General features: G+C 67.2%; 14 protein-coding genes. 8 read left to right on the top strand and 6 right to left on the bottom strand.

Features of this window, described 5'->3' with window-relative positions:
* Positions 1-82 precede the first annotated feature (82 nt).
* The 7 genes from ACVN9Z_RS19580 to ACVN9Z_RS19550 all read left to right on the top strand — a co-directional run bounded on the left by ACVN9Z_RS19580 (position 83) and on the right by ACVN9Z_RS19550 (position 5,748).
* Positions 83-982, top strand: coding sequence for a DMT family transporter (locus ACVN9Z_RS19580; protein ID WP_054497143.1), 900 nt, complete (start codon positions 83-85; stop codon positions 980-982).
* Positions 983-1,108: 126 nt separating this feature from the next.
* Complete coding sequence (locus tag ACVN9Z_RS19575; RefSeq protein ID WP_076469329.1) at positions 1,109-1,807, top strand: glutathione S-transferase N-terminal domain-containing protein; 699 nt, start codon at positions 1,109-1,111, stop codon at positions 1,805-1,807.
* A gap of 12 nt (positions 1,808-1,819) precedes the next feature.
* Positions 1,820-2,284, top strand: a complete 465-nt coding sequence (locus ACVN9Z_RS19570) for a GNAT family N-acetyltransferase (protein WP_006385316.1) — start codon at positions 1,820-1,822, stop codon at positions 2,282-2,284.
* A 40-nt stretch (positions 2,285-2,324) separates the two neighbouring features.
* Complete coding sequence (locus ACVN9Z_RS19565; protein WP_006385315.1) at positions 2,325-2,600, top strand: lipoate protein ligase C-terminal domain-containing protein; 276 nt, start codon at positions 2,325-2,327, stop codon at positions 2,598-2,600.
* A complete protein-coding gene (locus ACVN9Z_RS19560; RefSeq protein ID WP_006385314.1) occupies positions 2,597-3,373 on the top strand; it encodes a lipoate--protein ligase family protein in 777 nt (258 codons plus the stop codon). Before ACVN9Z_RS19565 ends, ACVN9Z_RS19560 begins: the two co-directional genes overlap by 4 nt.
* Before the next feature lie 66 nt (positions 3,374-3,439).
* Positions 3,440-4,252, top strand: coding sequence for an RsiV family protein (locus ACVN9Z_RS19555; protein WP_024068669.1), 813 nt, complete (start codon positions 3,440-3,442; stop codon positions 4,250-4,252).
* A 150-nt stretch (positions 4,253-4,402) separates the two neighbouring features.
* Positions 4,403-5,748 (top strand): IS3 family transposase gene (locus ACVN9Z_RS19550; RefSeq protein ID WP_458212536.1). Its coding sequence is split into 2 segments (ribosomal slippage): positions 4,403-4,867 and positions 4,870-5,748, totalling 1,344 coding nucleotides; the frame shifts between segments, so codons are not numbered across the junction.
* A gap of 98 nt (positions 5,749-5,846) precedes the next feature.
* On the opposite strand, the gene ACVN9Z_RS19545 is transcribed toward ACVN9Z_RS19550, so the two are convergent.
* Positions 5,847-7,136: a Glu/Leu/Phe/Val family dehydrogenase gene (locus ACVN9Z_RS19545; RefSeq protein WP_006385312.1), complete on the bottom strand. Its 1,290-nt coding sequence runs from the start codon at positions 7,134-7,136 to the stop codon at positions 5,847-5,849.
* Positions 7,137-7,629: 493 nt separating this feature from the next.
* Between ACVN9Z_RS19545 and ACVN9Z_RS19540 the strand changes: the two genes are divergently transcribed.
* On the top strand, positions 7,630-9,303 hold the full coding sequence (locus ACVN9Z_RS19540) for a BBE domain-containing protein (RefSeq protein ID WP_458212535.1): 1,674 nt from the start codon (positions 7,630-7,632) through the stop codon (positions 9,301-9,303).
* 79 nt (positions 9,304-9,382) lie between these two features.
* Here the strand turns inward: ACVN9Z_RS19540 and hutG are convergent, their stop codons facing one another.
* The 5 genes from hutG to ACVN9Z_RS19515 form a co-directional block, all read right to left on the bottom strand.
* Positions 9,383-10,333 (bottom strand): formimidoylglutamase, encoded by a 951-nt coding sequence (gene hutG / locus ACVN9Z_RS19535; RefSeq protein WP_024068666.1) that lies wholly within the window; start codon positions 10,331-10,333, stop codon positions 9,383-9,385.
* Positions 10,330-11,112: an amino acid ABC transporter ATP-binding protein gene (locus ACVN9Z_RS19530; RefSeq protein ID WP_020927398.1), complete on the bottom strand. Its 783-nt coding sequence runs from the start codon at positions 11,110-11,112 to the stop codon at positions 10,330-10,332. The genes hutG and ACVN9Z_RS19530 overlap by 4 nt, the downstream gene beginning before the upstream one ends.
* Positions 11,109-11,777, bottom strand: a complete 669-nt coding sequence (locus ACVN9Z_RS19525; RefSeq protein ID WP_006385307.1) for an amino acid ABC transporter permease — start codon at positions 11,775-11,777, stop codon at positions 11,109-11,111. Before ACVN9Z_RS19525 ends, ACVN9Z_RS19530 begins: the two co-directional genes overlap by 4 nt.
* Positions 11,774-12,517, bottom strand: a complete 744-nt coding sequence (locus ACVN9Z_RS19520) for a transporter substrate-binding domain-containing protein (RefSeq protein ID WP_458212534.1) — start codon at positions 12,515-12,517, stop codon at positions 11,774-11,776. The genes ACVN9Z_RS19525 and ACVN9Z_RS19520 overlap by 4 nt, the downstream gene beginning before the upstream one ends.
* Before the next feature lie 122 nt (positions 12,518-12,639).
* Positions 12,640-13,377, bottom strand: coding sequence for an IclR family transcriptional regulator (locus tag ACVN9Z_RS19515; protein ID WP_006385305.1), 738 nt, complete (start codon positions 13,375-13,377; stop codon positions 12,640-12,642).
* Positions 13,378-13,423: the final 46 nt, after the last annotated feature.

Below are 13,423 nucleotides of genomic sequence, written 5' to 3'. Positions count from 1 at the left end.
AGCAACATCATATAACCAGCCCGATCGGCCTGGGATAATTTCTCCATCGAATCAAGGGCCGAACGGCCCGCAGGAGCCTTCCATGTCCCCCTCATCCGATCGCGTTGGCCTGGCCCAGATGGCCGCCGCCATGACCCTGTCCGGCACCCTGGGCGTGTTCGTCCTGGAATCCGGCCAGAGCGCCTGGAACGTGGTGTTCTTCCGCTGCGTCTTCGGCGCCCTGTCGCTGTTCCTGTACTGCTGGGCCCGTGGCCTGCTCAAGCCCGGCCTGTTCACGGCCCGCACCCTGGCGCTGGCGCTGGCCGCCGGCGCCGCGCTGGTGCTGAACTGGGTGCTGCTGTTCTCGGCCTACCGCCTGGCCTCGATCTCGCTGGCCACCGCGGTCTACAACGTGCAGCCCTTCTTCCTGATCGGCCTGGGCGCGCTGTTCCTGGGCGAACGCCCCACCCGCGGCAAGCTGGCGTGGTCGGTGATCGCCTTCGCCGGCCTGCTGCTGGTGCTCAAGCTCACCGACCACAGCGGCGGCGACGCCTACCTGTCGGGCCTGCTGCTGGGGCTGGGCGCGGCGGCGCTCTATGGCATCACCGCCGTCATCGTCAAGCGCCTGAAGGGCATCCCGCCGCAGGTGCTGGCGCTGGTGCAGGTGACACTGGGCGCGGTCATGCTGCTGCCGATGGCCGACTTCCAGGCGCTGCCCGCCGCGCCGCTGCAATGGGGCTACCTGGTGGCGCTGGGCCTGGTCCACACCTGCCTGATGTACATCCTGATGTACTCGGCGATCCAGAAGCTGCCCACCACCTCGACCGCCGCCCTGAGCTTCATCTACCCGGCCGTGGCGATCCTGCTGGACCTGGTGGTGTACGGCCACCGCATGGACGCCACCCAGGTGCTGGGCGTGGCCATGATCTTCCTGGCGGCCGCCGGCGTCAGCCTGAACTGGCAGTGGCGCCTGCGCGGCGGCGCGCGGCCCGGCGCGGCCTGACCCTGAAGCACGAGCCAAACCCGCACCGCGCCCCCGGGTATTCGGCCGCGCGCCCGGGGCGCCGCTATCATGGGCCTTCCGATCCGCCGGCAGTGGCCGGCGGCGCCAAGACGCTGAGGAATCCCCATGATCGATCTCTATTACTGGACCACCCCGAACGGCCACAAGATCACGATTTTCCTGGAAGAAGCCGGACTGCCGTACGAGATCCACCCGGTCAACATCAGCAAGGGCGACCAGTTCAAGCCCGAATTCCTGGCCATCGCGCCCAACAACCGCATTCCCGCCATCGTCGACCAGCAGCCGGCCGACGGCGGCGCGCCGCTGTCGCTGTTCGAGTCCGGCGCCATCCTGCAGTACCTGGCCGAAAAAACCGGCCGCTTCCTGCCCGCCGACGTGCGCGGCCGCGCCGAGGTCTCGCAATGGCTGTTCTGGCAGATGGGCGGCCTGGGCCCCATGGCCGGCCAGAACCACCACTTCTCGGGTTACGCGCCCGAGCGCATCCCCTATGCCATCGACCGCTACGTCAAGGAAACCAACCGCCTCTACGGCGTGCTGAACAAGCGCCTGGCCGACCGCGAATTCGTCGCCGGCGACTACTCCATCGCCGACATGGCGTCCTACCCCTGGATCGTGCCGCACGCCAAGCAGGGCCAGGACCTGAACGACTTCCCGCACCTGAAGCGCTGGTTCGACGCCATCGCCGCGCGCCCGGCCGTGCAGCGCGCCTATGCGCTGGCCGACAAGGTCAACACCGCGCCGTCGGTCAGCGACGAGGAATCGCGCCGCATCCTGTTCGGCCAGACCGCCCAGAACGTGCGCTGAGCGGAGGCCGCCATGACCGACTCCCCGCTGCGGTTCCGCCGCGCGCGCGTGGGCGACCTGCCCGAGATCGTGGCCATGCTGGCCGACGACGAACTCGGCGCCAAGCGCGAAGATCCCTCGATTCCGCTCAACCCCCGCTACACTGCGGCTTTTGCCGCCATCGAGCAGGACCCGAACCAGTACTTCGCGGTGGTCGAGCGCGACGCGCGCCTGATCGGCTGTTTGCAGTTATCGTTCATACCCGGCCTGTCGCGGCTGGGCCAGTGGCGCGGACAGATCGAAAGCGTGCGCATCGCCTCGTCGGCGCGCGGCCAGGGCCTGGGACGCGCCATGTTCGAGTGGGCCATCGAGCAGTGCCGCGCGCAGGGATGCGCCATGGTGCAGCTGACCACCGACCGCGCCCGGCCCGACGCCCGCCGCTTCTACGAAAGCCTGGGTTTCGTGGCCAGCCATGACGGCATGAAACTGAGCCTGTAGCGCCGCCCCCGGCGCCAGGCCTGATACACAAGGAGCGCCCATGCACGGCGAATACAAAGTCCCCGGCGGCAAGCTGGTGGTCGCGGACCTGGAAGTCCGCGACGGCCGCCTGGCCGACGTCCGCATCAGCGGTGATTTCTTCCTGGAACCGCCCGAGGCGCTGGAAGCCATCAACCGCGGCCTGAACGGCCTGCCGGCCGACGCCGGCGAACTGGAACTGGCGCTGGCGGTGCAGTCGGCGCTGCCGCCCGACACCGAAATGTTCGGTTTCTCGGCCGAGGCCGTGGCGGTGGTGCTGCGGAGGGCGCTGGCATGACGCGCACCGACTGGAACGACTACGACTGGCAACTGATCCACGAAGCCCCGCAGCGCCCCGCGCTGCACATGGCGCTGGACGCCGTCATCACCGATGAGGTCGGCGCCGGCACGCGCCCGCCCACCCTGCGCATCTGGGAATGGTCGGCGCCCGCGGTCGTGATCGGCCGCTTCCAATCGCTCAAGAACGAAGTCGATCCCGAAGGCGCCCGGCGCCACGGCATCGAGGTGGTGCGCCGCGTCAGCGGCGGCGGCGCCATGTTCATCGAACCGGGCAACAGCATCACCTATTCCCTCAGCGCGCCGCAGGCGCTGGTGCACGGCATGAGCTTCCAGGAAAGCTATGCCTTCCTGGACGCGTGGGTACTACAAGCGCTGCAGGGGCTGGGCATCAAAGCCTGGTACCAGCCGCTCAACGACATCGCCTCGGACATCGGCAAGATCGGCGGCGCGGCCCAGGCGCGCCGCGCAGGGGCAGTGCTGCACCACGTCACCATGTCCTACGACATCGACGCCGATAAAATGGTGGAAGTCTTGCGCATCGGGCGCGAGAAACTGTCGGACAAGGGCACCACCAGCGCCAAGAAGCGGGTCGACCCGCTGCGCACCCAGACCGGGCTGGCGCGCGAGGTCATCATCCAGCGCATGGTGGACACCTTCGCCAGCCTGCACCGGCTGACGCCGGGCCAATTGGGCGCGGCCACGCTGGCCCAGGCCGAGGCCCAGGCCGCCGAAAAGTTCTCCACGCCCGAATGGACCGCGGTCGTCCCCTGAGGCGCCGCGGGTTTGAGTCGGACGGTCGCGCCCGCGCGCGCGGCCGGGTTTTCTGGAGGTAGTTCAATGCGTCTTCCCCGCAAGCCGCGCGGCCTGTCCGCCGCGGGTCTGGGAGCCGTCCTGCTGGCCCTGGCCGGCTGCGGCAGTTCGCCCCCCGCCAACATCACCCTGGACTCGCCAACGGCCGGCACGGCCACGCCCGAGAAGATCGGCGACCTGGCCACCGAGCGCATCAAGTGGGCGTCCAACAAGCCCGACTGCAAGGGCGACTGCCCGCGCATCGAGATCGACAGCGTGGCCTTTCCCGGCATCCCGAAACTGAGCGCGCTGGTCGACCACGTGCTGGCCTACATGACGGGCACCGACGCCAATCGCCGCGGCCCGTACGAGACGCTGTCGGAATACACGCAGTATTTCTGGTCCACCGCGCGCCCGCGCGACGCCACCTACTTCAAGGCCAGTGTCAAGGACACCGTGGGCGACATCGTCTCGATCGAGCTGCACACCGAGCAGTTCCTGACCGGCGCCGCGCACGGCATTCCCGCCACCCAGTACCTGAATTGGGAGCGCAGCCGCGGCCGCGTCATGGCGCTGGACGAGGCCCTGATCCCCGGGCGCCGCGCCGAATACGTCGCCGCCTTGCGCCAGGCGCACGCCAAGTGGCTGGCCGGCAATGCGGACGCCAAGCGCGACCCGGCCGCCTACAACAAGATGTGGCCGTTCCAGGAAAGCGACAACTTCGCGCTCACGCGCGACGGCATCGTGGTCAAGTACGACGCCTACTCGATCGCCCCCTACTCGCATGGCGAACCGGAACTGAGCATTCCGTACTCGGACCTGCGCGGCATCCTCAAGCCGGAACTGCTGCCGAAGTCGTGAGGACCAGCGCGCTCCGGCCGGCGGCGCCGGTGGCCGCCATCCCGCCGTAAGCAACGCGTCCCGCCAACTCCGCGGCCCAAAATGGAAACCGCCCCTGTCTGAACTGACCCCCGAAAGTTGGACGCAATCCAACCTTCGGGGGTTTTTCGCATGGCGAAGTACGAAGAGCAATTCAAGATCAAGGTGGTGCAGGCATACCTGCAAGGCACAGGCGGCTTCAAATCGGTGGGGCGCCGACACGATGTGCCGTACTCCATGGTTCGGCGGTGGGTCGAGAGCTTTCGAGCGCATGGCGTTGATGGGTTGCGCAGGCAATCTGGCTCGTACAGTGCGGCCTTCAAACAATCGGTGCTGATCAAGATCCGGCGCGAAGGTCTATCGGACACGCAGGCGGCGGTGTTGCTGGGGATTCGTCATACAGGGCACATTACGAAATGGCGCGCCCAGTATGATGCTGGGGGTATAGAGGCGCTGGCGCGCAAGCGCCCAGGAGCAAGCATGCCGCATAAGTACCCCCCAGAGCCGGTGTCCAAGGACATGACCAAGGAAGAACTCGAGCAAGAACTGGCGTATCTGCGCGCGGAGAACGATTACCTAAAAAAAATGAAGGCCTTGATCGAAGCGGAGAAGACCCGGGCGCTGGTTGGAAAGCGCAAGTGGTCCAAGGATTAAGGCCCAAGCATCCGCTGGCGCTATTGCTACGCGCAGCCAAGCTGTCGCGCAGCACGTTTTATTACCACCTGAAGTCGTTCAGAGCCGTGGACCCGTACACCGAGCTCAAGCAGCGCATCAGCGCGGTCTACGCCCGTCACAAGGGCCGCTACGGCTACCGCCGGATTACGGCGGTCTTGCGCCAGGCCGGCGAGCTAGTGAACCACAAGACCGTGCAGAAGCTGATGCAGGCGCTAGGCTTGAAGTCGCTGGTGCGCGCCAAGAAGTACCGGTCCTACCGAGGCCAATCGCACCACGTGGCGGCCAACGTGTTGGCGCGCGACTTCGAGGCGGCGCGTCCGAACCAAAAGTGGGTCACCGATGTGACCGAGTTCAACGTACGTGGCGAGAAGCTGTACCTGTCGCCGGTGATGGACCTGTACAACGGCGAGATCGTGGCCTACGAGACCAGCCGCCGGCCGGTGTTCAAGCTCGTGGGCAGCATGCTGAAGAAGGCGCTGGCGCGGCTGCTGCCGACGGAGCGTCCAGTGCTGCACTCCGATCAGGGCTGGCAGTACCAGCAGCAGAACTACAGGCGGATGCTGGCAGATAGATCGGTGACGCAAAGCATGTCACGCAAGGGAAACTGCCTGGACAATGCCGCCATGGAAAGCTTCTTCGGCACGCTCAAGGCCGAGTTCTTCCACCTGAACCGCTTCGAAAGCATCGACCAGTTGCAGACCGGTATCCGGCAATACATTTGTTACTACAATCACGATCGCATCAAGCTCAAGCTAAAAGGCCTGAGCCCGGTGCAATACCGAGTCCAGGCCTTCGGGCTTTAGCCGACCGTCCAACTTCTGGGGGTCAGTTCAGTCGGGGCGGTTTTCCTGTCTTCCTCTGGCTCCTCCGCGCGCCGGGCCGGGCCCGGCGCCAGAAGGACTTACGGGTACAGTCCGCGCACCTGGCGGGCCTGCAGGATGCGCGTGCAAGCCACGATGAACGCGGCGGTGCGCAGCGTCACCTTGTGCTCCTTGGCCACCAGCGCGATCGAGGCATAGGCCTCGCGCATGATGCGTTCCAGGCGCTGGTTGATTTCGTCCTCGCTCCAGAAGAAGCTGGAGAAGTCCTGCACCCATTCGAAGTACGACACCGTCACGCCGCCGGCGTTGGCCAGCACGTCCGGCACCACGTACACGCCGTGCTCGAACAGGATGTCGTCCGCTTCCGGGGTGGTCGGGCCGTTGGCGCCTTCCACCACGATCTTGGCGCGCACCTTGGCGGCGTTGTCGGCGGTGATCTGGCTTTCCAGGGCCGCCGGGATCAGGAATTCGGTTTCGAGCGTCCAGAACTCGTTCTTGTCCATCGCCTGGCCGCCGGAGAAGCCGCCCACGCCGCCATGCTGCGACACGTGCGACAGCAGTTTGTGGACGTCCAGGCCGGCGGCGTTGTGCACCGTGCCGGTGTGGTCCTGCGCCGCGATGACCTTGGCGCCGGCTTCATGGAACAGGCGGGCGGCGGTGCCACCCACGTTGCCGAAGCCCTGCACCACCACGCGCGCCTTGGACACGTCGATGTTCAGGTCGCGCGCGGCTTCGCAGCCGACCACGAACACGCCGCGGCCGGTGGCCTCGACGCGGCCCAGGCTGCCGCCCAGCGCGATCGGCTTGCCGGTCACGACGCCGGTGGCGGTCGAGCCTTCGTTCATGGAGTACGTGTCCATCATCCAGGCCATGGTCTGGGCGTTGGTGTTCACGTCAGGGGCGGGAATGTCCTTGGACGGGCCGATGATGACGCCGATTTCCGAGGTGTAGCGGCGCGTCATGCGCTCGATCTCGGACTGCGACAGCTTGCGCGGATCGACGCGGATGCCGCCCTTGGCGCCGCCGTACGGCAGGTTGACCGCGGCGTTCTTGACCGACATCCAGGCGGCCAGCGCCATCACTTCCGACAGCGTCACGTCCTGGTGGAAACGCACGCCGCCCTTGCCCGGACCGCGCGAGGTGTTGTGCTGCACGCGATAACCCTCGAAGTGGGCCACGCTGCCATTGTCCAGCTCGATCGGCACATCGACGATCAGCGAGCGCTTCGGACGCTTCAGGGTCTCGACCCAGCGCGCCAGCGAACCGAGGTACGGCGTGACCCGGTCGACTTGTTGCAGGTAATTACCCCAGGGGCCGAGTTCGTCGGCATTCAGATAAGACGGCAAGGCATGGGTGGGAGTTTGAGACATGAACATGCTCTCCTGACAAAGTTGCGCCATTTTATCCATATCCTTATTGTGTCCCCATATTTTATGGAAAAATATTAATTGGGGACGCAATATGGAAATGAAGACCGTGAGCGTCACCGAGCCTGCCGAAACGCTGCGCCTATCCTAGCCCCGCTCGTCGGCAGCGTCCACCCCGTGCGCGCCCGCTCCGCCCACTCGACTCGCCCGGCCCCAGCCCAGGCATCCGCGCCAGCAAGGCCCTGCGTACCGCGCCCCGGCCTCCCCCCTCCCCCTCTTGCTTGCGCCCCGACGCCACATCACATTCGCGTGTCAGTCCGGCCCGGGGCGCCTGTCGCACCTTGCTTGAAAGCGTCATCCAGTTGAATCAGAATCAACCGGCCCCGGTTTTAGCGGTACCCGGCACCGGCGGCTTCCAAAGCTTGTCATCCCGCGTTGCCGGCGGGCGCCCCCCGCTTGCATCCTGCACTTATGAAAATCAACCATAGAGGTGCGCATGTCGGATTTTTCCCTGATTGACAGCAATGACCCGCGTTACGCAACCCTGCAAAAGGGTTTCAACCTGCGCTTCCCCACCACGGGCCAGGGCGCCAACGCCATCTATGTCTGCAAGACCCCGCAGGACGTGCTGGACGCGGCCAACGCCGCGCTGGCCCAGGGCTGCCGCATCACGGTGCGCAGCGGCGGCCACTGCTACGAAGGTTTCGTCGCCAACAAACTGCCCGAGGACCACGGCCAGCCGCTGGCCATCATCGACCTGAGCCTGATGACCGGCCTGCGCTACCGCGAGGCCGGCGACATTGCCTCGCCCTGGAACCCCGCCGCCCGCTACCGTTTCGCGGCCGCGGCGGGCAACCAGAACTGGGACGGCTACCTGGACCTGTACAAGACCGCCAACCGCACCGTGCCCGGCGGCTCGTGCTATTCGGTCGGTTCGGGCGGTCACATCGTCGGCGGCGGCTACGGCCTGCTGTCGCGCCTGCATGGCCTGACGGTGGACTGGCTGTCGGGCGTGGACATCCTGGTGCCGCAGGGCCCGGGTTCGCGCAAGCTGGTGCCCAAGCATGTCAACCTGCACAGCGCCGGCGCCGACCGCGACCTGTTCATCGCCTGCCGCGGCGGCGGCGGCGGCAACTTCGGCATCATCCTGACCTACTACTACGCCGAACTGCCGGTCGCGCCGCAGGAGGCCTACTGGCTGTCGCTGTCCTATCCCTGGGCCAGCTTCGGCACCGGCACGGCCGGCCGCGCCAACTTCGCCCGCTTCATGCGCGCCTACTGGCAATGGTTCGCCGACCATGACGCGGACTGGAACAGCCCCGATCCGGCCAAGGCCAACGGCGGCCTGTTCACCTTGCTGAAGGTGCAGCACCGTTCCACCGGCGACGTGGTGCTCAGCATCCAGTACACGGGCAAGGACGGCAAGGTGGGCGGCGCGCGCGACCAGCCGTTCCTGGATTTCGTCGCCACCATGAACGCGGCGGCCGGCGCGGCGCCCGGCGTCAACCTGGCCACCAGCTGGCACGGCCCGTCGCACCGCATGGCCGAACCGGCCCCGCGCCTGCTGGCGCACGCCGTGAACGATGCGCAGAAGATGGACTGGCTGTGGCTGACGCAAAGCATCAACGGCTCGGGCAGCAACCAGCGCGGCAAGTACAAGTCCGCGTATCACAAGGCCAATTTCAGCGACGTCGAAATCATGGCCATGTGGGAGTACCTGAACGGCTCGGACGACCCGCGCCTGAACCAGGCGCTGGTGCAGATCGACTCGTACGGCGGCCGCATCAACCGCAACGACGAAGCCGCCAACCCGACCAGCGTATGCCAGCGCTCGTCGCTGCTGAAGTCGCAGTTTCAGGTGTACTGGACCGACCCGGCCCAGGACGCCTTCCACATCAAGTGGATCGCCGACCTGTACGACGAGTACTTCGCGCAGTACGGCGGCAAGCCCAGCAACCAGCCGGGCTCGCCGTTCGAGGGGTGCTACATCAACTACCCCGACACCGACATGAAGTACACCGACGCCAGCCACACCCAGGTCGACCCGCAATGGCTCGACCTGTACTACGGCAACAAGACCGCCGCGCTGATCGCCACCAAGCGCAACGTCGACCCCGACAATCTCTTCCATCACGAGATGTCGATCCCGCTGGTTGCGCCGCAGGCGTAAAAAGGCCCGCCGTCACGCTCGCCCCGGCGGGCATGACGGCGGGCCCGGATGCGCGGCGGACGTTGCGCCGCGCACCGTGTCATGCGGACAGCAGTTGCCAAGCCAGGCGCGCCGCCGCGCGGGCGCCATGGCCGTCGATGTCGAAGCGCGGGTTGTACTCGGCCATGTCGGCCAGGCGCAGCTTGCCGCTGGCCTTGACGCGCAGCACGATCTCCTCGATCACCGCCATCGGCACGCCATAGGGCGCCGGCGCCGACACGCCCGGCATCACCGCCGCCGGCAGCACGTCCAGGTCGATGGTCAGGTACACGTGGCGGGCCCGCGCCAGCAAGGCATCGACATTGGCCAGGCGCGCCGCCAGGTGGCGTTCCTGCATGTCGCGGTCCTCCACCCACACCGCGCCCACTTCCGCCGCGCGCGCATACAGCGCCGGCGTATTGGCCAGCCGCGACACGCCCAGGCAGGCGTATTGCAGCGCCAGCCCGTGCGCCTCGCAGTAATGCGCGATCTGGTCGAACGGCGTGCCGGAACTGCCCGGCCGGCCGGTGCGCAGATCGAAATGCGCGTCCAGGTTCAGCACCAGCACCGGGCCGTCGTCGCCGCGGTCGGCCAGCCAGCGCGCCAGGCCCTGGAAGCTGCCCCAGGCGATTTCGTGGCCGCCGCCCAGCACCAGCGGGCGGGCGCCCTGGCGCAGCAGGTCGGCCACCGCCAGGCCCAGGCGCTCCTGCGCGTCCTCCAACTGGTCCCCCTCGCAGGCCACGTCGCCCGCGTCCAGCAGGCGCGTCAGGCCGTGCGCCGGCAGGCCGGCCATGTACTTGCGGATGCCGGCCGGGCCGGCGGCCGCGCCGACGCGACCTTGGTTGCGGGCCACGCCCGCATCGCAGGCGAATCCCAGCAGCACCGGCTCGCCCGCGGCCGGCGCCTGGCCCGCGGCCGGCTCGACGATGTGCGCCAGGCGGCGCGTGTCGCCGCGCTCGGCGCTGTCGTCGCGCGCGGTCCACAGGCTCTTGTCGAATTGCGCCGCCGTCATGCCGCCCCCTGCCCCGCGCTCAGCACGGCCTGCAGGAATTCGCGGGTGCGGGCCTCGCGCGGCTGGCTGAAGATGACCTCGGGCGCGCCCGACTCCAGGATCACGCCGCCGTCCATCACCGCGACCACGTCGGCCACGTCGCGGGCAAAGCCCATTTCGTGGGTCACGACCATCATGGTCATGCCTTCGCGCGCCAGCAGCTTCATGACCTGCAGCACTTCGCCCACCAGCTCCGGATCCAGCGCCGAGGTCGGTTCGTCGAACAGCATGACCTTGGGCTGCATCGCCAGCGCGCGGGCGATCGCCACGCGCTGCTTCTGGCCGCCCGACAGGCTGGCCGGCATGGCCGACATCTTCTGCGCCAGGCCAACCTTGCGCAGCAGGTCCTCGGCCAGCGCGTTGGCCTCGTCGCGCCCCATGCCGCGCAGCTTGCGCGGCCCGACGGTGACGTTGTCCAGCACCGACAGGTGCGGGAACAGGTTGAAGCCCTGGAACACCATGCCGACCTGCATGCGCAGGCGGTTCAGTTCGGCCTCGGGCAACAGCTCGCCTTCGTTCTGCAACGTCTGGCCGCAGATCTCCACGGTGCCGCCCTGGGCCACTTCCAGCCCGTTGCAACAACGCAGCAAGGTGCTTTTGCCCGAACCGCTGGGGCCGATCACCACCACCACCTGCGAGGGCAGCACATCGAAGTCGATGCCGCGCAGCACGGCGTGGTCGCCGTAGGATTTCTGCAGGCCGCGGATGCGGATCATTTCTTTCGGATTCGCGGCGTTCATTGCACCATCCCCCCCGCGCGCAGGCGTTGCTCGATCCTGCGCAGTATCAACATGGCGGCCGTGGTCAGGACCAGGTAGATCAGCGCCACCACCAGATAGGTTTCCAGCGAGCGGTACGACACGCTGATGATCTTCTGCCCTTCGTGCATCAGGTCATGGATGGTCAACAGCGACACCAGCGCCGAATTCTTGATCAGCGCGATGAACTCGTTGCCCAGCGGCGGGATCATGCGCACCACCGCCTGCGGCAGGATGATGATGCGCATGGCCTGGCCCGACGACATGCCCAGCGAGCGGGCGGCCTCGGTCTGGCCGCGGTCGACCGACTGGATCGCGCCGCGCACGATTTCCGACACATAGGCGCCGGAATACATGCCCAGCCCCAGCACGCCGCAGGCGAACGCCGGCAGCGTCACGCCGAACTGCGGCAGGCCGAAGAACCAGATGAACAGCTGCACCAGCAGCGGCGTGCCGCGAAAGAACAGCAGGTAGACGCTGCACAGGTTGTAGATGATGCTGCGCTGCGGGTTGAGCCGGCCGACGCCGACCAGAAGGCCGATGACACAGCCCAGCAGCAAGGCACCGGCGGTCACCTCGATGGTGACCACCGCGCCGCGCACCAGCGCGTCGAAGTCGGCGAAGACGGGAGCAAAATCCAGGTTCATTTCGCGGGCGCCTCGAACCACTTGTTGACGATGGCCTGGTAGCTGCCATCGGCCTTGATCTTCTGCAGCGCCTCATTCAGGCCGCGCGTCAGTTCCGGCTTGTTCTTGGGCACGGCGATGCCGTAGTCCTCGGTGGTGATCTGGTCGGCCAGCACGGTCAGGTCGGTGGTGCTCTGGGCGAACAGCTTGGCGGCCGGCTTGCCGGTGACGGCGGCATCGGCGCGGCCGATCTGCACCAGGTTGAACATCTCCTGGTTCTTCTCGACCTCGACGCGCTGCACCGACGGGTAGTGTTCCTTCAGGTAGTTGACCGACTTGGTGCCGACCTGCACCGACACCTTGCGGCCGTCCAGGTCCTTCAGGGTCTTGACCAGGCCGTCCTTCTTGGTCAGCACCACCAGACCGCCGGCGTAGTACGGGTCGGTGAAGTCCACCACCTTGCTGCGCTCGGGCGTGATGTAGATGGCGGACACGGCGATGTCGGCGCGGCCGGCCTGCAGGGCGGGAATCAGGCCCTTGAAGTCGATGTCGATCCATTCGACCTTCTTGCCCATGGCGGCGGCCAGGGCCTCGACCAATTCGATGTCAAAGCCGGTGCGCTTGCCGTCCTTGACGAACTCCATGGGCGGGAAGGTGGCGTCGGTCACGGCGCGGATGGTTTCCTGGGCGTGGGCGGTGCCCATGCTCCAGGCCAGGCCCAGGGTCAGGGCGGCGGTCAACAGGGTGCGGCGAGTAGTCATGGCGAATCCTGAAAGAAAAAGTGGATGCGGATACGGCGATCGGAGCGGCGTAACGGGTGTGGCGGTGTCTAGAGATGAGGCGGGAATGGCGGGGACAACGAGGAATCCGGGTACGAAATAGGTCAGTGCGCCTGCAACTTGCCCGAGATGCGGCGGGCGGCGGCGACGGTCAGGTCGATGAAGGCCTGCGGCCGCTGGGCGGCGCGGGTGGACGGCGCCATCAGCGTGATGGAGGCCACCGCCTGGTTAGCGCGCTGGAAGATCGGCACGCTCACGCCCCAGACGCCGGCGTCGACTTCGCTGTCGGTCACGGCATAGCCCTGGGCGCGGATGGCCTCCAGTTCGTCGGCCAGGCGCGCCGGGTCCAGGCCCGATTCCCTGGCCAGCACGGCCAGCGCAGCCTGCAGCCGTGCCGCCGGCATGAACGCCAGCAGCGACTTGGCCGAGGCGCCCCGCGCCAGCGGCAGGCCGCGGCCCTTGGTGAAGGAGCACCGCAGCGGGTGCTGGCTTTCGACCATGTCCAGGCATACCGCCTGGTCCTTGACGGCCACCAGCAGGCCGATGGTCTCGCCCGACGCCGCCGCCAGGGCGGCCATGTCCGGCTGCGCTTCGTGGATCAGGAACGAAGACTGGTCGAAGCCCCAGGCCAGTTGCACGCACAGCGGGCCGGGGCCGTATTCACCCTCATGCTCGGCGACGAAGCCCCAGCGCTTGAGCAGCGCCACCTGGCGGTACAGGGTGCTCTGGGCCAGGCCGGTCTTTTCCGCCAGCGCGGCGATGCTCAGGGGGCCGTCGTGCCGGGCCAGCGTGGCCAACACGTACAGCACGCGGTCCGCGCCCGCCCCTACCGACTGATCCATCGAAAAGCACTCCAGATGTTGATGGCCGCCAGATTATCAATTTATG

The organism is Achromobacter sp. KK8 (assembly GCF_054188005.1).
This window is presented reverse-complemented; position numbering and strand designations above follow the sequence as displayed.